Raw genomic sequence first — 22,675 nt, 5'->3', positions numbered from 1 at the left:
TGTCTCTCCCGGCGGAATCCGGTTCCTTCCTCGCGTCATCCGAGCGCGGCGGAGAGGGCATTCACCCTCGCCCGCACCCTTTCGAGGTCCTGGAGCACTTCCGTGTACTTGGGTCGGCGGGAGTTGGCCACCTGTTGGGTGGAAGTCGCCTGCACCGCTCTGCGTGCCGCCCCCTGCTGACGGTCCAGCCTGCGGTGCGCGTCGTCGGCGCGGGCCTGGGCACGATAGGCCGTGGCCAGCGCACGCCCGGTCTGGCGCCCCAAGGAGTTGCTGGTGCGGCGGATCCGTTGCACGGATTCCTCTGCGGCCTCGCGTGCCGTGTCGGCGGTCCGCTCTGTGCGTTCGATCCTTGTGAGCAGTTCTCCCCGGATCTCGCCGTCCGCACCACCCCCGCCGTCTCCGCCCGTTCCACTCCCGTCTGCGCCGGCCACCCCCCCGAACGTCGATGTCATCCATCTCTCGAGGCCGCTGACCCACGGCCATTTGAGCGTGGCCCCAGCGAAGGTGACGCCCTCCAGATCGACGCTCACCATTTCGGGCGTAATGGCCAGGATGCTGGGATCCACCTTGAATGCCTGAGTACTCCAGTAGACCGCCTGGTTGGCTGTGGCGGAGTGCTCCTCGCCGACAACTTCCTTAACCTTCTCGGCGAGCGAGTCCGGCGCGGACACCACGGCATCGAATGCTTTGACGATCAGCTCTTCCATGGACTGGAGCATTTCGGAACCGGGATTAATGATCGTCTCCCTGATCAGCCTCATTATTATTTCTTCTTGCGTCATAACCAACCAATCGTGTTTCCCGGGACGCCTCCGGTTCGACCGCGGACGGCCTTCCCGGAGCATTGTCATCGGCTGTAGGATCGGGGAATGTTCTTCTTGGGGGGAGTCGCCGCTCTGCTGTCCGTGTACTTCCTGCAGGGCGGGATCCGGCGTCTGGTGTTCATCGTCCGGGAGCGGCACGGAGTGCGGCACGGCGAGACGACCGTCGGTGTCTGCACCGGCTACCAGTGGACGGTCAACGGCGGCGTGCTCGGTGTGGTGCGGTACGAGGACGCCGGGGGACGCAGCCGGGAGGCGCTCACCGGCCCCAGCTCACGCCCTCCGCTGAAGGTGGGGGAGACCGCGCTCGTCGCCTACAGTCCCGGGAATCCGGCGCACCGGGGGGTGGTCAACGGCGAGTCCAGGCCGGTCATCGTGGACGTGCTGGATGTGTTCAGGTTTTTCGTGGGCACCGGGATTGCGGCCTTCTTCTCGGTCGTCTTCTGGGCCCCCGCCCCCGGCGCGTAACGGCCGGGCCGCCCTCCCCCGCCTGCCCGCCGCCGACCGACAGCGCGGGCCCGGGCGGCCGCCCCAGGGTTCCAGGGCGGCCGGCCGCCCCCCTCACCCGGCCCGCTCGCCCCCGGCGGCCTCCATCGCGTCCTGCCAGCCGGCGGCGTAGGCGCGGGCGTCGCGGGCGTCCAGCTCCGCGCGGACCGCGAGGAGCAGTTGCTCCGCGGCGGGCCCGTCCAGGCGCCGGAATATCCCGCCCAGCAGTCGCTGGAGCTCTCCGGCGGCCTCCGCGCGGGTCGTGTCCTGGCCGGTCTCGTAGCTCTCCGTCGCCACCCCTATCACCCTCTCCGGCTCGTGGTGCCATATGACCTGCTTGGATGCGTACACGGGGGTCACGGGCGCGCAACGGAGGTGGGGGTGTTGCGTACCCAGCGTCATCATACGGCCGCACGGAGCAAAAAATCGAACACAGTTTTGTTTTGGTACGGACCGGGGCCGTCCCCGCCGCCGGGAAGCGGGCGGGGACGGCCCCGGTGGGCGGCCTCCGTCAGCCGAAGAAGCGGGCCAGCTCGCGCGCGGAGGGACCGGAGGCGGGCGCGCGCTCCGGTGCGGCGCCGGGCGTGTCGCCCAACTCCCCTTCGCCCGAGCCCTGTTCCTCCGGTTCCGGCTCGTCCGGCCCCTCCGGCCGCTGCCCGGGCCGGGGGACCGGCTCCGGGTACTCCGGCGGCTCGTCGTCCTCGTCGCGGTGGAGCGCGGCCGTCATCCAGTTCGCCGCCGCCAGATGGTCCACGGCGGCGGCCAGCAGGTGCTCGGCCGCGCCCCACTGGGCCGCCTCCCCGTGGTCGGCGAGGTTGACCGCGCTGTCGCGCGGCAGGTGACGGATCAGGACGGCCAGGCGGCGGGAGGAGAGCCCGCCGCGGTACCAGTCCAGGAGATCGACCCCGTAGTACCGCAGCAGGTCGGCTTCCAGTGCCTCGGCGTGTTCGTCGACGAACGCGTCGAGGCTCAGCCTTCCCCCAGGCCTAGCCCGGTGGCCTTCCCGTACGCCTCCAGGATCGCGGCGACGTCCTGCATGGAGACGTCGTGCCGGTCGAAGCGGTCGAACTGCTCCTCGCCCAGCAGTAGGCGCAGCAGGCCGTCGATGTCGTTGTCGTCCAGCTCGCGCAGGGCGCGGGCGGTACGGCGGCTGAGCTCGCCGGGCATCTCGAAGGTGTCGCCGTCGATGGTGAAGGTCCAGGCGCGGCCCAGGGCCTCCGTGCGCTGGGCGCGTGCGGCGTTGACGTCGAACGTGGTCATGTCTGGTCGGCTCCTTGCCGGGGTGTCGGGGTGTCGGGGTGCCGGGATCGGTACGGAAGCGGAAGGCGCCGGGCCCGAGGGCCCGGCGCCGGTGCGGTGCTTGCCGTGCGGTTCCGCGTACGGGACCGGTCAGGCCGGGGTGGTGCCGGCGAAGTCGGGGTCCTTGACCAGCCAGGTGGCCAGCGGGGTGGCGGAGTCGACCGCCATCGCCGTGAAGGTGACGCCGAGCTTCAGCGAGCCCTTGCGGTTCATCTCGACCTCGTCGGTGTCGGTGACCTGACCGCGCGGCAGGACGAAGCGGTAGACGACCTCCTCGCCGTCGGTGAACTCCAGGCCCAGCGACCGCTCGTCCGGGATCGGGTCGGAGAGCACGTCGTACTGGTAGACGCCCGAGCCGGCCGCGGTCTCCCTGACCTCGCCGCCGCCGAAGTACAGCGGCAGGGTGTCCGGGTTGAACTGGAGCATGCTGAACTTCACCGTCATGTCCCGGTCCTCGTAGATGAAGCGGGCCGGGCCGACGGACTGCCAGGTGTCGACCTGGGAGGTCTTCTCCTTGCGGCCGAACTTCACGCCGTCGGAGCTGGTGTAGCCGACGTCGGTCCAGCCGGTGCCCCACTCGGAGGCGGTGTCGGCCGGGGCGGTGGTGCCCACCGGGGCGACGAGGATGCGGCCGTTGCCGGCCACGCGGATCTGGTTGGGGTTCATACCTGCCATGTGAGGCGACTCCTCGGTTCGGAGCGCGGATCGCGTCTTCCGCGCTCGTGCGAAGGGCCCCGCTCCGTGCGGGGCCCTGTGACGGGGGGGTGCGGTGTCGGTTCGGCTGTGTTGGTTCGGCGGTGCCGGCGCGGCGGTGCCGGCGCGGCAACCTTCAGCCGGTCTGGACCGGAGTGAGCGACAGCCGCACCGTGGTCAGGTAGCGGTTGGCGTCGAGCCGGTTGTAGTCGGGCAGCCAGCGGACGCCGTCCGCCTCGACCACGTCGGTGACCGTGGCCGTCCCGTGGGTGGTGCCGCGCAGTTGCAGCAGCGCGGCGCGCATGCCCAGCGAGTCGGTGTGGGCCGTGGTCTTGTCCGGCCCGTAGACCTCGAGTTCCACCAGGGGGTTGTCGAGGTGGAGGTCGTCGACCCACGCCCCGCCCACCCGGGAGACCAGCACCACGCGCTGGGTTCCGTCGAACCCGGCCGGCGGGACGTTGTCCACCGTCACTCCGGTGAGCTCCGGCCGGTCGCCGAGGAAGTCGACGATCAGACGCTCGACGTCCGGGAACGCCAGCAGCGGATCAACCACACGCCTCCTCCTTCCTTGAAGAGGGCGGGCGGGCCGCAGGGGCCCGCCCATGACGAACGGCGGGCCGCGCCCGGGATACGGGCACAGCTCCGCCGCTGCGTCCAAGTGTGAACCAGATCGTGCGAGCGCGCAACTAGGAAGGCGTGGCGACTTTCCGGAGAGCCCGCGCCACACCGTCCGGGAGCGGGGCGCGAAGCGCGTAAAGGGGGTACCGCGACCGGCGGGCGGCGACCGTCGCCGACGGCCGTCATCGACCCGTACGACAGTCCGGCCCGGCCCCGCGTTTCCCGCGGGGCCGGGCCGGAGGGAGGGATCGCGCGGCGGCGCGGTCAGGCGCGGCGGCGCACGGGAGGCTCCGCGGGGCCACCCTCGGGCAGGAACTGGCTCGCCACCCTGACGAACATCTCCCGCTGCCCGGCCGGGATGCCCAGCAGTTCGGCGGCGCGCTCCAGGGTGAGTGGTTCCTCCGCCCCGCCGTCCGCGCGACCCCCGGCGGACGGCGGCAGCGGCAGTTCGTCGGCGGTGAGCTGACCGGAGCGGACGAGCATCTCCCGCACCGGGACCCTCAGCACCCGGGCGAGCCGCCGCATGGTCTCCAGATCAGGCATGCTGTGCCGCTGCAGCAGCCGGGTGATCGCCGCGCGGTGGACGCCGGCGGCGTCGGCGAGACGCGACTTGCCGCCACCCCGCGGGCTGTCGATGTCGTAACCCCGCTCCCGGATCAGCCCTTCGATCCAGGTCGCGAAAGCTTCCAGATCCTGCGCTGCGGCCATGGCTCGCCCCCTTCGTGGACCCTCAGCATAACGTGCTTTCGCGCGCGGCATTACGTGCTATCGAGCGCGAAATGGCGGATCCGGCGAACCTCGACGGATATTTGTTGCGCGCCAGCGCGCAACGTAGGATCATGTATTCCCGCACCGAACAGTGACACGCACCAAGGGAGTCGCCCATGGCATCCGCCACCCGCACACCGGCGGGCCCCGGCCGCCGCGAGCCGTTACGGCACCGGCCGGCGCCGATCCGGAAGGAGAGGACCGCATGAGTGGCACCGTCCGTACCGAGACCGCCCGCCGGCTGGGCGCACTGCGCCGCCAGTTCCCCGAGCTCCTCGCCGAACTGGCGCCCGGCGGCCGCAGTCCGGCCGTACCCGGCCCGACCCCCGGCCCCGCCGGGGGCGCCCGGTCCACCGCCCCGCTGCGCCTGCACATCTCCGACGCCATCCGCGACATCACCGACGGCGTCACCGAACTGGAGGAGGCCGTGCACGACAGGCTCGGCCTCCCCCGCCCGCAGCGCGCACGGATCCCCCGGCGGATCGGGCGCCTGCTGGGTCTGCTCGACCGCATCGGCCGCGATGCGGTCCTCGCCGAGCACGTCCTGGACGAGGCCCGCAGGATGAGCCGCCGCTGCTCGCGGGCGCTGGGCGGCAGCGAGGCGATGACGGCCGTCGACGGGCGCTGCCCGTGGTGCGCCTCCGTCTCCCTGCGCGCCTTCCCCGAGCGCCGGGCCGTGCTGTGCATCAACCCCGGCTGCCGCTGCGACGACCCCGGGTGCGACTGCCGCACCGACCCCGCCCACCGGCACTCCTGGCCGCGGCACACGCTGCCGCACGAGCCGCCGGACGGACCGCGGGGCGGTGGCGCCTGATGCTGGTCACCGCGGCGATGGCCGCCCGCGAGGTGTCGGTCACCCCGGCCACCATCCGCAAGTGGGTGCAGCTCGGCCGCCTCGCCCCGGCGGGGCGGCAGGGGCGCGCCCTGCTCTACCGGCTGGAGGACGTCTTCGCCGCCGAACGCTCCGCCCGCCGACCCGGCGGGTGACCCGCCGGCCTCCCCGGACACATCCCCGCCCGCCCCGGAGACCGTGCCGGGTGGCGCGGACCGGCCGCGGAAGCCTCCGGCCTCCGGGAAAGCACGCGGGCGGCGGACACGGCGGTGCGTCTCCGTCCCGCCGTGACCGCTCCCGCGCCCCGGCCACCGCCGGACACCGCCGTACCCCGCACACCCCGGACGCCGTGACGAACGGGTGAGGCCGGGTTAGCGGGCGGTGAGCGGAGGTACTCGGAGTGCTGACCCATGAGGGGAGCGCGACGACGATGAGCACGATGCAGCGGATGGACGGACACAGGCGCGGGCACGGCCCGGGAGAGGAGCACTCCGTCGGCGAGCTGGTGGCACGGGCCACCGCGCAGATGTCGCAGCTCATGAAGGAGGAGCTGCAGCTCGCCAAGATGGAGATGGCCGAGAAGGGCAAGCGGGCCGGGATGGGCGGCGGCATGCTCGGCGGCGCCGGGGTGGTCGCGCTCTACGCGGTGGGCGCCGGTGTGACGGCCGCGATCGCCGGTCTGTCCGTGGTGTGGCCGGTGTGGCTGTCGGCCCTGGTGATCATGGCGGTGCTGTTCCTCGTCGCCGGAGTGCTGGCGGTCCTGGGGCGGCAGCAGATGCGCAGGGCGACGCCCGCCAAGCCCGAGCGGGCGCTGCGGGGAGTGCACGAGGACCTGGACGAGATCAGGGGAAGGGCGCGTCGATGAGCGTTTCGAGGGACACCAGTCAGGCGCAGGTCCCGGACACCCCGGGCATCCCCGCCGATCCGGACACCCCCGCCGAGCTGCGCGAGCGGATCGACCGCACGCGCCGGGAGCTGGGCGACACCATCGAGGAGCTGGCGGCCAAGGCCGATGTCAAGGCCCTGGCACAGCGCAAGGCCTCGGGGGCCGTACGGGCGGGCCGGCGCAACGCCGTGCCGCTGGCCGTGGCGGGCGGGGCCGTGCTCGCCCTGGCCGTGGCCGCCGTGGTGCTGCGGCGGCGGCAGGCCCCGCGGCAGCAGCGGTACCCGCTGCGCCACGACCCGCGGACGTCGGCGTCAGTCCGCCGCCTTGTCGAGCGTATGGCCGCGTGAGGCGTCCGGCTCCGGGGCCGGTTCCGGTTCGGGGACCTGGCCCGGGCCCGGCTCCCGTTCCGGAGCGGTGCGGGCGGGATCGCCCCCGCGCCGCTGCCGCCTGAGGCGCCGCAGTCGCAGCCGCAGCGAACGCGGCCACTTGGCGGTGTCGCGCGGCTCCACATACGGCTCCTCCCCCTTCGGCAGCCCGTCCGCGTACGCCCGCCGGCGGGCCAGTTCGGCGTCCAGTTCCAGGCCGAGCAGGATGGCCAGGTTCGACAGCCACAGCCAGACGAGGAAGACCACGGCGCCGGCGAGGGTGCCGTAGGTCCTGTTGTACGAGCCGAAGTTCGCCGTGTAGACGGCGAAGCCCGCCGAGGCGGCCAGCCACAGCAGCACGGCCACCACGCTGCCCGGCGCCATGCGCAGGCCCCGCAGCCGGGCGTTGGGGGCCGACCAGTACAGGATGCTGATCATCGCCGCGACCAGCAGCACCAGCACCGGCCACTTGGCGACCGACCACACCAGCAGCGCCTGCTCGCCCATGCCGACGGCCTTCCCGGCCTGCTCGGCCAGCCCGCCGGTGAAGACCACGATCATCACGCTGACGGCGAGCAGCACCATCAGCACCAGCGTCACGCCGATCCGCAGCGGCGTGAGCTTCCACACCGGGCGGCCCTCGGGGATGTCGAGGACGCGGTTGGCCGCGCGGATGAACGCCGCGACGTAGCCGGAGGAGGCCCACACCGCGCCCAGCAGGCTGACGGCCGCCACGAGGCCGCCGCCGCTGCCGCGCTGGATCTCGCCCACCGTGTCGCTCAGGATCTCGCGGGCCGGGCCGGGGGCGAGTTGCCGGAGGTTCTCCAGGATGTACTGGGTCGCCGTCTCGCCGACCGCGCCGAGCAGCGAGACGAGCAGCAGCAGGGCCGGGAAGATCGACAGCACGCCGTAGTACGTGAGGGTCGCCGCCCGGTCCGGGATCTCGTCCTCGAAAAACTCCTTGGCCACGCCCCGAGCGACGGCCCACCACGTCTTCGCCATGGCTTTGAGGGTTACCGCCGCGGGCCCGGCCATGTGCGGGCCGGGGGCACGGCTGGGTAACGGCGGGCGCGGCCGAACGCGCGCGGGGCGCGGTACGGACGGAAGGCACCGTCCGTACCGCGCCCCGCGTACGGGCCCCGCGGCCCGCGCGTCACAGGACGCGGGTCAGCCTCGTCCCCACGCCCGGTTCGGCCAGCTCGCCCCGGACGGCCACCGGGACCTTCACCTGGCCCGGCCCGCTGCCGACGGTCAGGGTGCCGACGGTGTCGCCCGGGGCCGCCGTGTGCGGCACGCCCTTGCCCCCGTCGGTCAGGGCCAGCTCCACCTTCAGACCGGACCAGCCGACCGCCGAGACGTCCTCGGTCGCGATCAGCGGCGTACGGCCGCCGAGGCCGTCGTCCACGTAACCCACCACGTCGCCCCTGGCGACGATCTTCTCCGACTTCAGGACCTCCTGCGCGGAGACCAGCAGCTCACGGCTCTCGGCGATCACCGTGTCGATGATCGGCGGCTTGTGCTGCCCCAGCATCGCGCCGACGATCAGCTGCGTGGTGCCGCCGACCTCCTTCTCGCCCGCGAACAGCAGGTTGCCGCCGGCCGCGGTGGTCGTACCGGTCTTGATGCCGACCGCGCCGTTGTACGGGACGAGCCCGTTCCAGTTTCGGTGGCCGACGCCGTTGCGGTCCTCGTACGAGGGCTTCTTGACGATCTCCCGGAACACCTCGTAGTCCATGACCTTCTTGCCGAGCTTGACCTGGTCGGCGGCCGTGCTGACGGTGTCCTTCCGCAGCCCGCTGGCGTCGGTGTAGGTGGTGTTCTCCATCCCCAGCTCCTCGGCGGCGGCGTTCATCTTCTCCACGAACGCCTTCTCCGAGCCGCCGGAGTCCCAGCGGGCCAGCAGCCGGGCCACGTTGTTGGCGGAGGCGATCATCAGGGCGTGGAGGGCCTCGTTGAGGGTTATCTCCTCGCCCTCCTCCACCTCGACGGTCGACTCGCCCTGGGCGCTGAGCCCCGCGTCCTTCTCGGCCTGCGCGTCGACCGGGATCTTCGGCCCCTCCTCGCCCGCCTTGATCGGGTGGTCGCGCAGGATGACGTAGGCGGTCATCACCTTCGCCACACTGGCTATCGGCACCGGCTTCTCCTCGCCGTACGAGCCGAGGGAACCGAGCCCCTCCACCTCCAGGACGGCCTGGCCCTCGGACGGCCATTCCAGGGCGGGCCTGTCGCCCTCGAAGGTGTGGGTGGCGGAGGCGGTGAGCACCAGCTCCGGGGCGGGCAGCGGGCGCATGAGCTGCGCGACCGCCAGAACGACCACCAGCAGCAGGACCAGCGGCGACCAGATCTTGACGCGCCGCAGGGCGACCCGCGCCGGGGTCTCGGGCGGGGCGGGCTTGTTCGTCAGCTCGGCCAGCAGCTCGAGGGGCCTGTGCGGCGGCAGCGGCTGCTGCCTGGTCCGCTCGGCCTCCGGCAGCTCGGGGCCCGGCGTGTGCGGCGGCTGCTCGGGCGACACGACGGCCGGGGGCACGCGCGGGGCGTCGGCGGAGCGCAGCGGTACGAAGCGGCTCGTCCGCTCGGCGTCGCTCTCCGCCGGCTCTCCGGTCTTCGCGGAGACACCGGCCTTCTCCGGCTCCTCCGGCTCCTGGCCCTTCTCCGCCTTCTCCGGATCCCCGGTCTTCCCCGGCTTCCCGGGGTCCGCGGTCTTCTCCGAGCGCTCCGGCCCGGGCTCCCCGGAGGCGCTTTCCGGGCGCACCCGGAACATCGCGGTGGGCTGGTCGACCGGCCGGTCGGCCCCGGCCTCCTCACCGCCCTCGTCGTCCCCGCCGTCCCCGGCCTTCTCCTCGGTCCCGTTCCCGGCCTTGTCCCCGGGGGCGCGGAACACCGCCGTCGCCTGGTCCACCGGCCGGGCCCCGGCTCCGCCGTCCTCGGCGGGCTCGCGGTCCTCGGCGGAGTCGGTGCCGCCGTCCGCCTCCTCGTCGTCGTCGGTGCCGACGGCGCCGACGGCGTCCGTCTCCTCCTCCTCGTCGGCGCCCCGGTGAGCCCCGCTTCCGTCGGTCTCCGCCTCGGCGGCGTCCTCGCCGGCCTCGTCGGTCCTACCGGACTCGGCCTTGTCCCCGGCCTTCTCCGCAGCACTGTCCTCGGGAGCCCGGAACACCGCCGTCTCCTGGTCCACCGGCCCGGCCCCTGCCCCGGCCTCCCCACCGGCGGGCTCGTCCCCGTCGGGGGGCTCCTCCTCACCGGCGGGCTCGTCCTCACCGGCGGGCTCGTCCTCACCGGCGGCCTCCGGCTTCCCGGTCTCCTCCGGCTCCTGCGTCTCCGGTTCCCGGACCTCCGCCTTCGCCGTGTCGCCGCCCTCGGCGGAACCGGCCTTCCCGGCCGCTCCCGCCGGGCCGTCGCCGTTCGGCGAGGGCTCCTCGCCACCGGTCCCGGCCTCGTCCCCGGGCGCCTCGTACAGCGCCACGCGGGGGTCACGCGCCCGCTCGGGAACCGTTCCGGCCTCTCCGGTCGTCTCCCCCAACGAAGTCTGCCGTTCCGAACTGTCGGGGGACTTGCCCGCCACCTATGCCTCCCGCTTGGTGTCCGCCACTCGTCATATCAGTAAACAGTGTCCTGAACGCCGGTCCTCCCCCGGCACTCCGGCCCTGTTTCGCGGCCGTGAGGGCCCGCTAAATTGCCAGACGGTAACGACATACCTACTGGTTCCATGACAAAGCACCCAGGCGCTCTCGACAGACCTCTGTGAGAGGGGTCACCCTGTCATGCATCCACGCGGGGAGGCATGGATGGGCAGGAGCCGCAGAACAATTCCGGAGGAGCTTCTGCTGCTGGCCCTGGACCCGGCCACGGGTACCACGGCGCAGCCGCAGTCGCTCGACCTCGGCCTGGCCGGGGCCCAGCTCGTGGAGCTGGCTCTCGCAGGACGGATAGCCCCTGACGGGGATCGCATAGCCGTGGTGCTGCCACGGCCGACCGGAGATCCAACCCTGGACTCCGCGCTGGAGCTGCTGCGCAGACGCGGCAGCCCCGTCCGCGCGGTCCACTGGATCGGCGGGCCCAGACTCGGGCTGCGCCAAACCTATCTCACACACCTGGAGCGCTGCGGCATGGTCCATGCCGTATCCAGCCAGATGTGCGGGGTGTTGCCGACGACTCGCTACCAGGCGACGGACACGGCCGTGAGCCGGGAGATCAGGGCCCGGCTCGACAACGCGATCCGCACCGGCGTACCGCCGGACCCGCGGACCGCGGCACTCGCCGCGCTGGCCCATGCGGTCGGCCTCGGCAAGCACCTCTACCCCGGCAACGAGGGACGGTCATCCCGTTCCCGGCTGAGGGATCTGATCAGGCACGACCCGATGGGCGGCCTCGTCGCGCACGCCGTGATGGACGTGCAGAACGGCGTGGCCGCGCAGCCCCGGCGCACCGCCCCCGGCAGGGGCGCGGGCGGGCCGGGAGGCGGACGGGCCGCGGCACGGTCCGCCGCGCCGCAGCCGCTCGCCGGACAGGCACGGCGGGGCGGGATGGCCCGCGCGGGCGCCCACTGACCCTGCCGGGCCCCCACCGGCGGACACTCGGAAGGCACCCGGCGGACGCCCGGCGGATTTCCCGAACTCGGCCGAAATCCGACCCGTCGGCCACCCCGCGCGTGCGTGTGCGCACCCTGTGTGGCGGTTTTCCAGCGCGGACGCGGCCATTGGTGGCAATCTGCTCCAGGAGCGGTCTCATTGGCGTAAGCGGAGGTGTGCGCACCGTGGCATCCAGTGTCAATCCCACCGTCAGGCGGCGCCGGCTGGGTCAGGAGCTGCGCCGGCTCCGTGAGCAGAGAGGCATGACGGCCGAGGAGGTGGCCGACCGGCTGCTGGTCTCCCAGTCCAAGATCAGCCGGCTGGAGAACGGACGCCGCAGCATCAGCCAGCGCGACGTCCGCGATCTGTGCGGCGTCTACGAGGTCGACGACCAGCGGATAGTCGACTCGCTGATGCAGATGGCCAAGGAGTCCAGACAGCAGGGCTGGTGGCACGCGTTCGGCGACATCCCGTACAGCGTGTACATCGGGCTGGAGACGGACGCGGCGTCCCTGCGCGTGTACGAGCCGCAGGTCATGCCGGGGCTGCTGCAGACCCCCCAGTACGCGGAGGCCGTCGTCGCGGGCGCGCTGCCCGAGGCGTCGGCGGAGGACGTGGAGAAGCGGGTGCAGGTGCGGCTGCGCCGGCAGGAGCGCATCCACGACCGCAAGAGCCCGCTGCGCCTGTGGGCGGTGATCGACGAGGCCGCGCTGCGCCGGGTGGTCGGCGGTAAGCAGATCATGCGGGACCAGCTGGAGCATCTGCTGGAGCTCTCCCGGCTGCCCCATGTGACGGTGCAGGTGCTGCCCTTCGGGATGGGCGCGCACCCCGGGCTCAACGGCCAGTACGCGATCCTGGAGTTCCCGGACGCGGCGGACTCGACGGTGGTCTACCTGGAGGGCGTCACCAGCGACCTCTATCTGGAGAAGGCCGGCGACGTGCACAGCTACAGCGTGATGTACGAGCACCTCAGGGCGCAGGCGCTCAACGTCGAGCAGTCCCGGGAGTTCGTCGAGGACATCGCCAAGGAGTACATCCGGGGCTGAGGCCGGCACCGGTGACGTACCGGCGACGCACCGGTGGCGAGGGGACGACGCGCGGGCGGCGCGGCAAGCTACACCTGGTGGCGCGTCGATGTGAAGAGCTGTTTGGAATATGCCATCCGGTCGAGTGAACGGCGTTAATAAAGGCCCCAGTTGGGGGGTACCGTCTGCCGCACGCCGGGCCCAACCGGCGATTTTCACCGTCTGGGAGAAAACGGAGCAGACATGGCAATCCGACAGGGCATGACCGACAGGTGGACCAAGTCCAGCCACTCCGCCGGGAACGGGGCGTGCGTGGAAGTGCGGTCCCCCGAGCAGCGGGCGGTCGCCGTGCGCGACTCCAAGGTCCCGCAGGGACCGTCGCTGGACTTCGTCCCCGGTTCGTGGACGGCGTTCGTGGGGGCCCTCGGCCGGGGTTCGCTCGCCCGGCGCTGACCGCCCCCGCCCGCCGCACCACGGCGGCGCCGTGCCTCGCCGTACCGCGCGGCACCGCGCCGAAGCCCTCTCGACTGGTTCGCCGTCCCGGCCGAGGGGGTTCGGTGCTTCCCGGGCCCCGCGTGCGGGGCCCGGTGCCGTCAGGCGCGCGGGTAGCGGGTCAGCCAGCCCGGCGAGCCGGCCGGGGTGGCCGGGCCGTGGAGGGCCGGCCCCTGGGTCATCTCCATGGCGAAGTCGTCGGCCAGTTCCAGGATGGTGGCGCGGCCCTCCAGTCCGGCGACCCAGTCCGGCGGCAGGGCGGTCTCCCCGTGCATCACGCCCAGCAGGTTGCCGCAGACCGAGCCGGTGGAGTCGGAGTCGCCGCCGTGGTTGACCGCCAGCAGCAGGCCGTGGCGTACGTCCTCGGCCACCAGCGCGCAGTACACGCCCATCGCCAGCGCCTCCTCCGCCGTCCAGCCCTCCCCCAGCGACTCCACGCGCTCGGCGGTCGGCAGGCCCTGGCGTACGGCGCCGAGGGCGTGCTTGAGGGCGTCGGTGGTCTCCTCGTGGCCGGAGTGGGCCGCCAGATGGGCCAGGGCCCGCTGCACCGCCGCGTCCAGGCTCTCGCCGCGGGCGACGGCGTGGACGATGACGGCGAAGGCGCCCGCCGCCAGGCAGCCGGTGGGGTGGCCGTGGGTCTGGGCGGCGCACTCGACGGCGAGCTGGAAGACGAGCTGCGGCTCCCAGCCGACGAGCAGGCCGAAGGGCGCGGAGCGCATGACGGTGCCGCAGCCCTTGGAATCGGGGTTCTTCGGTGCCTCCAGTGTGCCCATCCGGCTGTCGGCCAGCCCGGTCAGGCAGGCGCGGCCGGGGGCTCGCCGCGAGTACAGCCACTCCTGGCGGGCCAGCCAGCCGTCCTCGGTGCGGCGCTCGTCGGGCCCCCAGTCGCGCTGGGTGGCGGCCCAGCGCAGATAGGCGGCGTGCACGTCGGTCGGCGGGTGCCAGGCCCCGGTGTCACGCCGGACGTGGGCGCGGATCAGGCCGTCGACGGTGAACAGGGTCATCTGCGTGTCGTCGGTGACGGCCCCGCGCCGCCCGTAGGCGGGCACGTAGTCGGTCACCCCCTGGGGGCCGTGGGCGGCCCGGATGGCGTCGAGCGAGTCGAACTCGACTCCCGCGCCGAGCGCGTCGCCGATCGCGCCGCCGAGCAGGCAGCCGCGTACCCGGCTGCGGAAGTCCTGCTGCTCGGTGCGGCCCCAGATACCGCCGCCAGGTGTCGCGGTCACCGTGCCGTCCCCTCCCGTTCGCCCCTCGGCTCTCGTCCGTCCCGGTCCGTTCCCGTGTGCCGTGTGCCTTTCCCGCCGGTTCGGACCGCACTTTAAACGACGGTGCCCGGGCGGAGGCGGCCCGGAGGTGGACGGGGGCCGGAGATCCCGGGAAGACGGCCGGAAGTCGCCCAGCGCCCTTCCGGCCTTCCCCGCCCGTCCGTCCGTCCGTCCGTCCGTCCCGCGAGGGTTCCGGGCGCGCCCCGGCCCTCAGTCCTCCAGCACCGGCAGCAGCTCCGGCAGGCGCCCGCCGGACGCCTCGGCGGCCCGTACGCGCTCGGCGGGGACCTCGCCGTAGGTGGTGGTGCGGGGGCGGGACGGGCGTCCGGCGGCCTCGGCGATGGCGACCAGATCCCGGACGGACTTGTAGGAGCCGTAGGAGGAGCCGGCCATCCGGGAGATGGTCTCCTCCATCAGCGTGCCGCCCAGGTCGTTGGCGCCCGAGCGGAGCATCTCGGCCGCGCCCTCGGCGCCCAGCTTCACCCAGCTGGTCTGGATGTTGGTGATGTGCGGGTGCAGCAGCAGACGGGCCATGGCCGTCACCGCCCGGTTGTCGCGCACCGTCGGCCCGGGACGGGCGATGCCGGCGAGGTAGACCGGGGCGTTGGTGTGGACGAACGGCAGCGTCACGAACTCGGTGAAGCCGCCGGTGCGCTGCTGGATCCGAGCCAGCAGCCGCAGATGGCCCAGCCAGTGCCGGGGCCGGTCCACGTGCCCGTACATCATCGTCGAGGACGACGGCAGGCCCAGCTCGTGCGCGGTGGTGACCACCTCGACCCAGGTGGCGGCCGGCAGCTTGCCCTTGGTGAGGATCCAGCGCACCTCGTCGTCGAGGATCTCGGCGGCCGTGCCGGGGATGGAGCCGAGCCCGGCCTCCTTGGCCGCCGCCAGCCAGTCGCGCACCGGCATGCCGGTGCGGGCGGCGCCGTTGACGACCTCCATCGGGGAGAAGGCGTGCACATGGATGCCCGGCACGCGCTCCTTCACCGCCCGCGCGATGTCGAAGTAGGCGGTGCCGGGCAGGTCCGGGTGGATGCCGCCCTGCATACAGACCTCGACCGCGCCCACCTCCCACGCCTGCGCCGCCCGGTCGGCGACCTGGTCCAGGGAGAGGGTGTAGGCGTCGGCGTCGGTGCGGCGCTGGGCGAAGGCGCAGAAACGGCAGCCGGTGTAGCAGACGTTGGTGAAGTTGACGTTGCGCGTGACGATGTAGGTCACCTCGTCGCCGACGGTGTCGCGGCGCACGTCGTCGGCGATGCGGCACACCGCGTCCAGGGCCGGACCGTCGGCGTGGAGCAGCGCGAGGGCCTGGTCGTCGGCGAGCCGGGTGGGGTCGTCGGCGGCGGTGGCCAGGGCGGCGCGTACGTCGGCGTCGATCCGCTCGGGTGCCATACCGGGCGCGGCGCTCTCGCGCAGCGCCTCCCAGTCGCCGTACACCTCGTCGAAGTCGGCGCGGCGGTCGGCGGTGCGGCCGGTGGTGTCGATGGTGCGGTGCAGGTCGGTGCGGCCGGCGGAGGTGGCGGTGAACGCCTCGTCGGGCTCCTGCCAGGGGCGGCCGGTGACGGTGGCGTCCTCGCGGGCCAGGCCCGTTTCCGGCTCGGCCAGGGCGGTGACGTGGGGCAGCAGCCTCGGGTCGAGCCAGGGCTCGCCGCGCCGGACGAACTCCGGGTAGACGGTGAGTCGTTCGCGCAGCTCGAAGCCGGCCGCGCGGGTGTGGCCCGCGAGTTCGTCGATCTGGGGCCAGGGGCGCTCGGGGTTGACGTGGTCGGGGGTGAGCGGGGAGACGCCGCCCCAGTCGTCGATCCCGGCGCCGATCAGCAGCGCGTACTCCCCACCCACAAGGTTCGGCGGGGCCTGGATGCGGGCGGCGGGCCCGAGGACGTGGCGGGCGACGGCCACGGCGGCGGCCAGCTCCTCCAGTTCGGCGTCGGGCATGCCGCCCATGGCGGTGCCGGGCTTGGCGCGGAAGTTCTGCACGATGACTTCCTGGACGCCCTGGTACGCCCGCTGGACGCGGCGGATCGCGAACAGCGACTCGGCGCGCTCGTCGTACGTCTCGCCGATGCCGATGAGGATCCCGGTGGTGAAGGGGACGGACGAGCGCCCCGCGTCCTCCAGTACCCGCAGCCGGACGGCCGGCTCCTTGTCGGGCGAGCCGTGGTGGGGGCCACCGGGCTCGGACCACAGCCGGGTGGCGGTGGTCTCCAGCATCATGCCCATCGACGGGGCGACGGGCTTGAGGCGCTGGAAGTCCGTCCACGTCAGCACCCCGGGGTTGAGGTGCGGCAGCAGGCCGGTCTCCTCCAGCACCCTGATCGCCATGGCGCGCACATAGGCGAGGGTGTCGTCGTAGCCGTGCGCGTCCAGCCACTCGCGGGCCTCGGGCCAGCGGTCCTCGGGCCGGTCGCCGAGGGTGAACAACGCCTCCTTGCAGCCCGTCGCCGCTCCCCGGCGGGCGATCTCCAGCACCTCGTCCGGGGAGAGGTAGGGGCCGTGTCCCTCGCGGCGCAGCTTCCCCGGCACGGTGACGAAGGTGCAGTAGTGGCAGCGGTCCCGGCACAGCCGGGTGAGCGGGATGAAGACCTTGCGCGAGTAGGTGATCACCCCGGGGCGGCCGGCCGCCGCAAGGCCCGCGTCCCGTACGCGGGCGGCCGAGGCCGTCAGATCGGCCAGGTCCTCCCCGCGCGCCTGGAGCAGCACGGCGGCCTCGGCCGCGTCCAGCGCGACCCCGTCCCTGGCCCGCCGCAGGGCGCGCCGCATGGCGTTGGCGGTGGGTGCGGTGGGGGCTGCCTGCCCGCTCGGCGAAGTCATGGTGCGAGCATACGAGCGCCCCCGGCACCGGCCGGGAGGCGGGCAAGGGGTCGCCGCCCGGTGTCCCCACCCGCCCTTCCCGCCGCCGGCCCCGCCCCGACCCGCCGTCACGCGGTGTCGGACGGGTTGTCCACAGGCCTTCTCCCGTCCGTCACCCATGCGTGGAAAAGTGACCGGCACCACATCGGAGGCGACAGGGCGGGGGCTTTCATGGACCGGCGCGAGGTACTGAGGCTGTCCGCCGCCACGGGGGCGGCGAGCGTGCTCACGCTCCGGGGCGTGAGCTTCGCGCACGCGGAGGAGAGCGGGGACGGAGGCGGGAGCGGCGAGGAGAGCAGAACGGTCCGCGGCCATCTGCCCAACGGCGCCCCGGACTTCGTCCACCTGCCCGTTCAGGTGCCGCGCGGGGTGCGGGAGCTGGCCGTCTCGTACTCCTACGACAGGCCGGCCGTGCCCTCCGGCACACCGGGCAACGCCCTGGACATCGGGATCTTCGACGAGCGCGGCACGGCCGCGGGCGGACGCGGCTTCCGGGGCTGGTCGGGCGGCTTCCGCACGGAGTTCGCCATCAGTGCCGAGCGGGCGACGCCCGGGTATCTGCCCGGCCCGGTGCGGCCGGGCACCTGGCACGTGGTGCTGGGCCCGTACACCGTCGCCCCGCAGGGCATGGAGTACGAGGTCACCGTCACCCTGCGGTACGGGGAGCAGGGCCGCGCCTCCAGGCCGGCGTATCCGCCGGAGCGGGCCGGAGGGCGCGGGCGCGCCTGGTACCGGGGCGACTGCCATCTGCACACCGTGCACTCCGACGGGCGGCGCACCCCGGCCGAGGTCGCGGCGGCGGCACGGGCCGCCGGGCTGGACTTCATCGCCACCACCGAGCACAACACCACCTCCGGGCACGGCGCCTGGGAGGGGTTGTGGGGAGATGACCTGCTGATCCTGTGCGGTGAGGAGGTGACCACCCGCAACGGCCACTACCTGGCGCTCGGCGTCGATCCGGGCACCTTCGTCGACTGGCGCTACCGGGCGCGCGACGACGCGTACGGGCGGTATGTGCGCAGGATCCACCGGGCGGGCGGGCTGGTCGTCCCGGCGCACCCCAACTGCCCGTTCGTGGGCTGCCAGTGGAAGTTCGGCTACGCGGAGGCGGACGCGGTGGAGGTGTGGAACGGGCCGTGGACGGCCGACGACGAGCTGGCCCTGGCCGCCTGGGACAACATGCTGGTGGAGTCCTGCCGCCGGGGAGGCGGGGGCGGGCGCGGGCGGTGGACACCGGCGATGGGCAACAGCGACGCCCACCGCGAACCGCAGGCCGTCGGCCTGCCGCAGACGGTCGTCCACGCCGGAGACCTGTCGCGCGCGGCCGTGCTGGAGGGCATACGGGCGGGCCGGAGCTGGCTGGCGGAGTCCTCGGGGATCGGTCTGGAGCTGTCGGCCACGGGCCCGCGCGGCGAGCACGCCGGGATCGGGGAGCGGCTGCGCCTCGCGCCGGACACCGCGGTGGCGGTGCGGCTGGAGGTGTCGGGGGTGCCGGACGGCACGGTGCGGCTGCTGACCGACCAGGGCGAGATGCGCTCGGAGCGCCTGCCCGCCTCGGGCTCCGGCACGGTCCTCTGGCGCACCACCGCCTCGCTGGCCGCGTATGTGCGAGCCGAGGTGCGCCACCCGGACCGGGGCGGCGGCACCGGGCTGCCGGGGCCGATGGCTGCGATGACCAACCCCCTGTGGCTGGAGGTCCTTTGACGTCCGGTGACCCGACCGATGGTCAACTCCCATGACGGACAAAGGTTTTGATCGTGTTCGGACATCTCCACATCTGTCGGGGCATCAGCTATCGGTTCCGTCGCGGGTTTGCGGTGACTGTGAGGAGAGGCAGGGGCACGGCTGACGTACCGACCCTTGACAAGGCACACTGTGCGCTGCGGGTCGTCACACTTCGCAGGGGGCACCATGGACGGCGAGGGGCACACCGGACGCGAACGACTGCGGCAGCCGGACAACGATCGTCACCGGCTGCGTTTCGCCGTGCTCGGACCGGTGCGTGCCTGGCGTGACGGCGAGCCGGTCGGCGTCGGCTCGCCCCAGCAGCGCGCCCTGCTCGCCGCCCTGCTGCTGCGCGGCGGGCAGACGGCCACCGCGCAGGAACTGGTGGACGCGCTGTGGGGCGAGGAGCCGCCGCAGCGCGCCCTGGCCGCACTGCGCACCTACGCCTCCCGGCTGCGCAAGGCGCTCGGCGCCGAGGCCCTGATCAGCGAGTCCGGCGGCTATGCGATCGGGCTGGGGCCCGGCACCGAGCTCGACGCGGACACGGCCGCCGCCCACGCTCTGGAGGCGGAGAAGGCCGCCTCCGGCGGCGACCGCCACCGGGCGCGCGAGCTGTACGGCCTGGCGCTGGCGCAGTGGGACGGCGAGCCCCTGGCCCACCTCCCCGGACCGTACGCGGAGAACCAGCGGACCCGGCTGGAGGAGTGGCGGCTGTCCCTGCTGGAGCACCGCCTCGACCTCGACCTCCAACTCGGCTCCCACGCCGAGGCGGTCAGCGAGCTGACCGCCCTGACCGCCGAGCACCCGCTGCGCGAGCGGCTGCGCGAGCTGCTGATGCTGGCGCTGTACCGCAGCGGCCGCCAGGCCGAGGCCCTGGCCGTCTACGCCGACACCCGGCGGCTGCTGGCCGAGGAGCTGGGGGTGGACCCCCGCCCGGAGCTGGCCGAGCTCCAGCAGCGCATCCTGCGGGCCGACGAGGAGCTGGCGCAGCCCGTCGAGGAGTCCGCGCCGCCGGGCACGGCCACATTCGTACGGCCCGCGCAACTGCCCGCGACCGTACCGGACTTCACCGGCCGCGCCGCCTTCGTCTCGGAGCTGGGCGACCAGCTCGTCACCGCCGAGAGCCGCGTCATGGCCGTCTCGGCGGTCGCGGGCATCGGCGGGGTGGGCAAGACCACCCTGGCCGTGCACGTCGCCCACGCCGCCCGTGACCGCTTCCCCGACGGCCAGCTCTACGCCGACCTCCAGGGCGCGGGCCCGGCCCCGGCGGAGCCGGAGGCGGTCCTGGGCGCGTTCCTGCGGGCCCTTGGCACTCCGGACTCCGCGATCCCCGACGGGGTGGAGGAGCGGGCCTCCCTCTACCGCTCGACACTGGCCGGGCGCCGCATCCTGACCCTGCTGGACAACGCCCGCGACGCCGCCCAGGTGCGCCCCCTGCTGCCGGGCACCGAGGGCTGCGCGGCACTGATCACCAGCCGGGTGCGGATGGTGGACCTGGCCGGCGCGCACCTGGTGGACCTGGACGTCATGAGCCCCGAGGAGGCCATGACGCTGTTCACGAAGATCGTCGGCGCCGACCGGGTGGGCGCCGAGCGCGAGGCCGCCATGGACACCGTCGCCGCCTGCGGCTTCCTGCCCCTGGCCATCCGCATCGCCGCCTCCCGCCTGGCCGCCCGCCGCACCTGGACGGTCTCCTTCCTGGCCCGCAGGCTCGCCGACGAGCGCCGCCGCCTGGACGAGCTCCAGGCCGGCGACCAGGCGGTCAAGGCCACCTTCGAACTGGGCTACGGACAGCTGGAGGCGGAGCAGGCCCGCGCCTTCCGCCTGCTGGGCCTGGCCGACGGCCCCGACATCTCCGTACAGGCCGCGTCCGCCATGCTGGACCGCACCCCGGAGGAGACCGAGGACCTGCTGGAGTCGCTGGTCGACACCTCCCTGCTGGAGTCGGCCGCCCCCGGCCGCTACCGCTACCACGATCTGGTCCGCCTCTACGCGCGCACCTGCGCGGAGCGCGACGAGGACCCCGCCTCGGAGCGGTCCGCCGCGCAGTCCCGGCTGCTGGACTTCTACCTGGCCACGGCGGCGGGCGTGTTCACCCTCGCGCGCCCGGGGGAAAGGACCGTGGCCCATCTGACGGCCACCGAGCACCCCGGCCTGGAGTTCGATGACCACGCCGCCGCACTGGACTGGCTGTTCACCGAGGCCGACTGCCTGTTGGCCTGCGTTGAGCAGTCGACGGAGAACGGCGCACTGCGCCGCGCGGCCGACCTGCTGATCGCTTCCAAGGACTTGGCCGACTCCGGAGTCCACTCGATGCGCTACGAGAGGGCCGCCGCCGCCCTGTGCCGGGCCTCCCAGGCTGCTGAGGACGCCTGGGCCGAGGGGCGTGCCCAGATCATGCTTACCCATGTTCATACCGTGGCGGGCCGCTTCGACCAGGCCGACGACAACGCACGGCGTGCCATGGAGCTGGCCGAGCGCACCGGCGATCCTGTGACGGGAGGCTACGCTCTCAACGACCGCGGCATCAGCGCTCTCTCCCGTAGCCGGTACGAAGAGGGCGAGAAGTATTTGGAACAGGCCATCGAGGTGTTCCGCGCGGACGGCAACCGTCCCAGTGAGGCCAGCGTGCTGTGCAACCTCTCACGGACTCACCTGGGTCTGGGGCGGACGGACAGCGCCATCCGGCTCGCCGAGCAGGGTGTGGCCATCTACGCCGACATGGGGATGACCATGCGGCTCGCGAACGCCCAGTACGCCCTGGCGATGGCCCTGACCGGTGCCGGGCATGCCACGGAGGCGCTTGACCAGCTCAACCAGGCCCTCCCGCTCTTCCGGGAGAGCCGCCAGCCGATGTGGGAGGGTGCGACCCACCTGCGGATGGCCGAGGCCTACATGGCGGCGCGGCGCCCCGCACAGGCGGCCTCCCATGCGGAGCAGGCCCTCGCACTGCGCGTGGTCGGTGGAGACTGGCGGCGCGGAAACGTACTGACGGTGCTGGGACGCGCTCTGGACGCACTGGGTCAGACGGACCGGGCGCGGGCGTGCTGGCAGGACGCCCTGGAGATCTTCGAGTCCTTGAACTCTCCGGAGGCCGCTGTAGTGCGGAAACTGCTGTCACCGGCCGTCGCCGCGTAACAGGGCGAGCGGGTCCGCGATCTTCGGCGGTGGGCGTTCATCGATTGTTTATCGCCGCCCGCCATGCTTATACATGTCGATCCGCCGCGTCGGGGGGCAGGCGAGTCGACGGCCTGGCATCCCCTGAACCAATGGGATGAGCAGCCCGAAGAGCGCGTCCGGCGGCCCACGGGGGAGCCGCCGGACGCGCTCTGGACCTCCCGCCACCAGAAAGAGGAAGTTGGTCCACATGAGCGACACCGGCAAGAAGATCGCGAAGGACGGCCCGCAGCTCGAGAACCACGCGCCGGCTCCTGGCGAGGACGGTTCCACGTCCCAGGAGAACCACGCCTCGGGCGGTGAGGTCACCACTCTGGAGAACCACGCGCCCGGGGACAGCGCCAACTAAGCCATATCTCATGGGGGATGCACGGGACCGGTCCCGGCGGCGAGGAGGGGGAGCCGCTGCGACCGGTCCCTGTCATGTGCGCCCGGGCGATTACCGGACAGTTGTGTGCGGAAGAACAGGACCGTACCCCCTGCGAGATATCTTCGCCTCCGTGAACCGCGAACCTTCAAGCCTTACTTCGCACCAAGGAGTCCGCATGACCCGCGTGAAGAGAATCCTGACCGCCTTTGCAATGGCTGTAGCGATAACGGGTGTCAGCGCGGTCCCAGCGCTGGCCGAGAATCACACGCCGATCCCCTCGCCCTCCCAGCCGGCAGGGAACTGAGGCGGGCCCGGAAGGAGACTTCCGGGCATCGGTCGGGGTGGGGCGGGGGGGGGGGGGGCCCCCCCCCCCCCCGGGGGGGGGGCCCCCGCCGGGGGCCCGCCCGGGGGGGGGGGGGGGGCGCGGGGGCCCCCCCC

General features: G+C 73.2%; 22 protein-coding genes. 11 read left to right on the top strand and 11 right to left on the bottom strand.

The window, feature by feature from the left end; genetic code table 11:
• Window positions 1-35 precede the first annotated feature (35 nt).
• Complete coding sequence (locus ACW69E_RS25385; protein WP_412719738.1) at window positions 36-761, bottom strand: hypothetical protein; 726 nt, start codon at window positions 759-761, stop codon at window positions 36-38.
• Window positions 762-869: 108 nt separating this feature from the next.
• Here ACW69E_RS25385 and ACW69E_RS25380 point away from each other — a divergent pair, with 108 nt between their 5' ends.
• Window positions 870-1,289: a hypothetical protein gene (locus tag ACW69E_RS25380; RefSeq protein ID WP_457500622.1), complete on the top strand. Its 420-nt coding sequence runs from the start codon at window positions 870-872 to the stop codon at window positions 1,287-1,289.
• Between the two features lie 93 nt (window positions 1,290-1,382).
• Here the strand turns inward: ACW69E_RS25380 and ACW69E_RS25375 are convergent, their stop codons facing one another.
• The 6 genes from ACW69E_RS25375 to ACW69E_RS25350 all read right to left on the bottom strand — a co-directional run bounded on the left by ACW69E_RS25375 (window position 1,383) and on the right by ACW69E_RS25350 (window position 4,625).
• Window positions 1,383-1,658 (bottom strand): hypothetical protein, encoded by a 276-nt coding sequence (locus tag ACW69E_RS25375; RefSeq protein ID WP_158239067.1) that lies wholly within the window; start codon window positions 1,656-1,658, stop codon window positions 1,383-1,385.
• A 160-nt stretch (window positions 1,659-1,818) separates the two neighbouring features.
• The gene (locus tag ACW69E_RS25370) at window positions 1,819-2,061 is read right to left on the bottom strand and encodes a hypothetical protein (RefSeq protein ID WP_457500621.1); all 243 of its coding nucleotides are present in this window, start codon (window positions 2,059-2,061) and stop codon (window positions 1,819-1,821) included.
• Between the two features lie 215 nt (window positions 2,062-2,276).
• Complete coding sequence (locus ACW69E_RS25365; RefSeq protein ID WP_093846786.1) at window positions 2,277-2,567, bottom strand: hypothetical protein; 291 nt, start codon at window positions 2,565-2,567, stop codon at window positions 2,277-2,279.
• A 129-nt stretch (window positions 2,568-2,696) separates the two neighbouring features.
• The gene (locus tag ACW69E_RS25360; RefSeq protein ID WP_457500620.1) at window positions 2,697-3,281 is read right to left on the bottom strand and encodes a phage tail tube protein; all 585 of its coding nucleotides are present in this window, start codon (window positions 3,279-3,281) and stop codon (window positions 2,697-2,699) included.
• Between the two features lie 154 nt (window positions 3,282-3,435).
• Window positions 3,436-3,852 (bottom strand): hypothetical protein, encoded by a 417-nt coding sequence (locus ACW69E_RS25355; protein ID WP_093846789.1) that lies wholly within the window; start codon window positions 3,850-3,852, stop codon window positions 3,436-3,438.
• Between the two features lie 329 nt (window positions 3,853-4,181).
• Complete coding sequence (locus ACW69E_RS25350) at window positions 4,182-4,625, bottom strand: helix-turn-helix domain-containing protein (RefSeq protein ID WP_457500619.1); 444 nt, start codon at window positions 4,623-4,625, stop codon at window positions 4,182-4,184.
• A gap of 265 nt (window positions 4,626-4,890) precedes the next feature.
• Between ACW69E_RS25350 and ACW69E_RS25345 the strand changes: the two genes are divergently transcribed.
• The 4 genes from ACW69E_RS25345 (at window position 4,891) to ACW69E_RS25330 (ending at window position 6,750) form a co-directional block, all read left to right on the top strand.
• Window positions 4,891-5,499 (top strand): hypothetical protein, encoded by a 609-nt coding sequence (locus tag ACW69E_RS25345; protein WP_457500618.1) that lies wholly within the window; start codon window positions 4,891-4,893, stop codon window positions 5,497-5,499.
• A complete protein-coding gene (locus tag ACW69E_RS25340) occupies window positions 5,499-5,672 on the top strand; it encodes a helix-turn-helix domain-containing protein (protein ID WP_165869658.1) in 174 nt (57 codons plus the stop codon). Before ACW69E_RS25345 ends, ACW69E_RS25340 begins: the two co-directional genes overlap by 1 nt.
• A 275-nt stretch (window positions 5,673-5,947) precedes the next feature.
• Complete coding sequence (locus ACW69E_RS25335) at window positions 5,948-6,382, top strand: phage holin family protein (protein WP_457500617.1); 435 nt, start codon at window positions 5,948-5,950, stop codon at window positions 6,380-6,382.
• A complete protein-coding gene (locus ACW69E_RS25330) occupies window positions 6,379-6,750 on the top strand; it encodes a DUF3618 domain-containing protein (RefSeq protein WP_457500616.1) in 372 nt (123 codons plus the stop codon). The genes ACW69E_RS25335 and ACW69E_RS25330 overlap by 4 nt, the downstream gene beginning before the upstream one ends.
• Here ACW69E_RS25330 and ACW69E_RS25325 read toward each other — a convergent pair.
• Both ACW69E_RS25325 and ACW69E_RS25320 read right to left on the bottom strand, forming a co-directional pair.
• Window positions 6,715-7,770 (bottom strand): YihY/virulence factor BrkB family protein, encoded by a 1,056-nt coding sequence (locus ACW69E_RS25325; protein ID WP_457500615.1) that lies wholly within the window; start codon window positions 7,768-7,770, stop codon window positions 6,715-6,717. The genes ACW69E_RS25330 and ACW69E_RS25325 overlap by 36 nt on opposite strands.
• Before the next feature lie 151 nt (window positions 7,771-7,921).
• Window positions 7,922-10,285, bottom strand: coding sequence for a serine hydrolase (locus ACW69E_RS25320; RefSeq protein WP_457500614.1), 2,364 nt, complete (start codon window positions 10,283-10,285; stop codon window positions 7,922-7,924).
• 265 nt (window positions 10,286-10,550) lie between these two features.
• On the opposite strand from ACW69E_RS25320, the gene ACW69E_RS25315 reads away from it, so the two are divergent.
• The 3 genes from ACW69E_RS25315 (at window position 10,551) to ACW69E_RS25305 (ending at window position 12,811) form a co-directional block, all read left to right on the top strand.
• The gene (locus tag ACW69E_RS25315) at window positions 10,551-11,312 is read left to right on the top strand and encodes a GOLPH3/VPS74 family protein (protein ID WP_457500613.1); all 762 of its coding nucleotides are present in this window, start codon (window positions 10,551-10,553) and stop codon (window positions 11,310-11,312) included.
• Window positions 11,313-11,518: 206 nt separating this feature from the next.
• Window positions 11,519-12,379 carry a helix-turn-helix domain-containing protein gene (locus ACW69E_RS25310; RefSeq protein WP_457500612.1) on the top strand — a complete coding sequence of 287 codons (861 nt, stop codon included), beginning with the start codon at window positions 11,519-11,521 and terminating at the stop codon, window positions 12,377-12,379.
• Between the two features lie 222 nt (window positions 12,380-12,601).
• Window positions 12,602-12,811, top strand: a complete 210-nt coding sequence (locus ACW69E_RS25305) for a DUF397 domain-containing protein (RefSeq protein ID WP_457500611.1) — start codon at window positions 12,602-12,604, stop codon at window positions 12,809-12,811.
• A gap of 140 nt (window positions 12,812-12,951) precedes the next feature.
• On the opposite strand, the gene ACW69E_RS25300 is transcribed toward ACW69E_RS25305, so the two are convergent.
• Window positions 12,952-14,076, bottom strand: coding sequence for an ADP-ribosylglycohydrolase family protein (locus tag ACW69E_RS25300; protein WP_457500610.1), 1,125 nt, complete (start codon window positions 14,074-14,076; stop codon window positions 12,952-12,954).
• Window positions 14,077-14,325: 249 nt separating this feature from the next.
• Complete coding sequence (locus ACW69E_RS25295; protein ID WP_457500609.1) at window positions 14,326-16,926, bottom strand: bifunctional FO biosynthesis protein CofGH; 2,601 nt, start codon at window positions 16,924-16,926, stop codon at window positions 14,326-14,328.
• A 210-nt stretch (window positions 16,927-17,136) separates the two neighbouring features.
• On the opposite strand from ACW69E_RS25295, the gene ACW69E_RS25290 reads away from it, so the two are divergent.
• From ACW69E_RS25290 to ACW69E_RS25280, 3 genes are all read left to right on the top strand, one after another.
• Window positions 17,137-18,669: a CehA/McbA family metallohydrolase gene (locus tag ACW69E_RS25290; RefSeq protein ID WP_457500608.1), complete on the top strand. Its 1,533-nt coding sequence runs from the start codon at window positions 17,137-17,139 to the stop codon at window positions 18,667-18,669.
• A gap of 207 nt (window positions 18,670-18,876) precedes the next feature.
• Entirely contained in the window at window positions 18,877-21,828 is a 2,952-nt protein-coding gene (locus tag ACW69E_RS25285) for a BTAD domain-containing putative transcriptional regulator (RefSeq protein WP_457500607.1), read from the top strand.
• A 229-nt stretch (window positions 21,829-22,057) separates the two neighbouring features.
• Complete coding sequence (locus tag ACW69E_RS25280; RefSeq protein WP_457500606.1) at window positions 22,058-22,216, top strand: sigma-like protein; 159 nt, start codon at window positions 22,058-22,060, stop codon at window positions 22,214-22,216.
• Window positions 22,217-22,675 lie beyond the last annotated feature (459 nt).

The organism is Streptomyces sp. SS8 (assembly GCF_054072955.1).
This window is presented reverse-complemented; position numbering and strand designations above follow the sequence as displayed.

Bases quoted from the DNA above. Each gene is read 5' to 3' on its own strand.
- ACW69E_RS25280 (WP_457500606.1), top strand. From the start codon at position 22,058: ATGAGCGACACCGGCAAGAAGATCGCGAAGGACGGCCCGCAGCTCGAG.
- ACW69E_RS25340 (WP_165869658.1), top strand. From the start codon at position 5,499: ATGCTGGTCACCGCGGCGATGGCCGCCCGCGAGGTGTCGGTCACCCCG.
- ACW69E_RS25290 (WP_457500608.1), top strand. From the start codon at position 17,137: ATGGACCGGCGCGAGGTACTGAGGCTGTCCGCCGCCACGGGGGCGGCG.
- ACW69E_RS25385 (WP_412719738.1), bottom strand. From the start codon at position 761: ATGAGGCTGATCAGGGAGACGATCATTAATCCCGGTTCCGAAATGCTC.
- ACW69E_RS25325 (WP_457500615.1), bottom strand. From the start codon at position 7,770: ATGGCGAAGACGTGGTGGGCCGTCGCTCGGGGCGTGGCCAAGGAGTTT.
- ACW69E_RS25315 (WP_457500613.1), top strand. From the start codon at position 10,551: ATGGGCAGGAGCCGCAGAACAATTCCGGAGGAGCTTCTGCTGCTGGCC.
- ACW69E_RS25285 (WP_457500607.1), top strand. From the start codon at position 18,877: ATGGACGGCGAGGGGCACACCGGACGCGAACGACTGCGGCAGCCGGAC.
- ACW69E_RS25350 (WP_457500619.1), bottom strand. From the start codon at position 4,625: ATGGCCGCAGCGCAGGATCTGGAAGCTTTCGCGACCTGGATCGAAGGG.
- ACW69E_RS25360 (WP_457500620.1), bottom strand. From the start codon at position 3,281: ATGGCAGGTATGAACCCCAACCAGATCCGCGTGGCCGGCAACGGCCGC.
- ACW69E_RS25345 (WP_457500618.1), top strand. From the start codon at position 4,891: ATGAGTGGCACCGTCCGTACCGAGACCGCCCGCCGGCTGGGCGCACTG.
- ACW69E_RS25380 (WP_457500622.1), top strand. From the start codon at position 870: ATGTTCTTCTTGGGGGGAGTCGCCGCTCTGCTGTCCGTGTACTTCCTG.
- ACW69E_RS25330 (WP_457500616.1), top strand. From the start codon at position 6,379: ATGAGCGTTTCGAGGGACACCAGTCAGGCGCAGGTCCCGGACACCCCG.
- ACW69E_RS25295 (WP_457500609.1), bottom strand. From the start codon at position 16,926: ATGACTTCGCCGAGCGGGCAGGCAGCCCCCACCGCACCCACCGCCAAC.
- ACW69E_RS25365 (WP_093846786.1), bottom strand. From the start codon at position 2,567: ATGACCACGTTCGACGTCAACGCCGCACGCGCCCAGCGCACGGAGGCC.
- ACW69E_RS25305 (WP_457500611.1), top strand. From the start codon at position 12,602: ATGGCAATCCGACAGGGCATGACCGACAGGTGGACCAAGTCCAGCCAC.
- ACW69E_RS25335 (WP_457500617.1), top strand. From the start codon at position 5,948: ATGAGCACGATGCAGCGGATGGACGGACACAGGCGCGGGCACGGCCCG.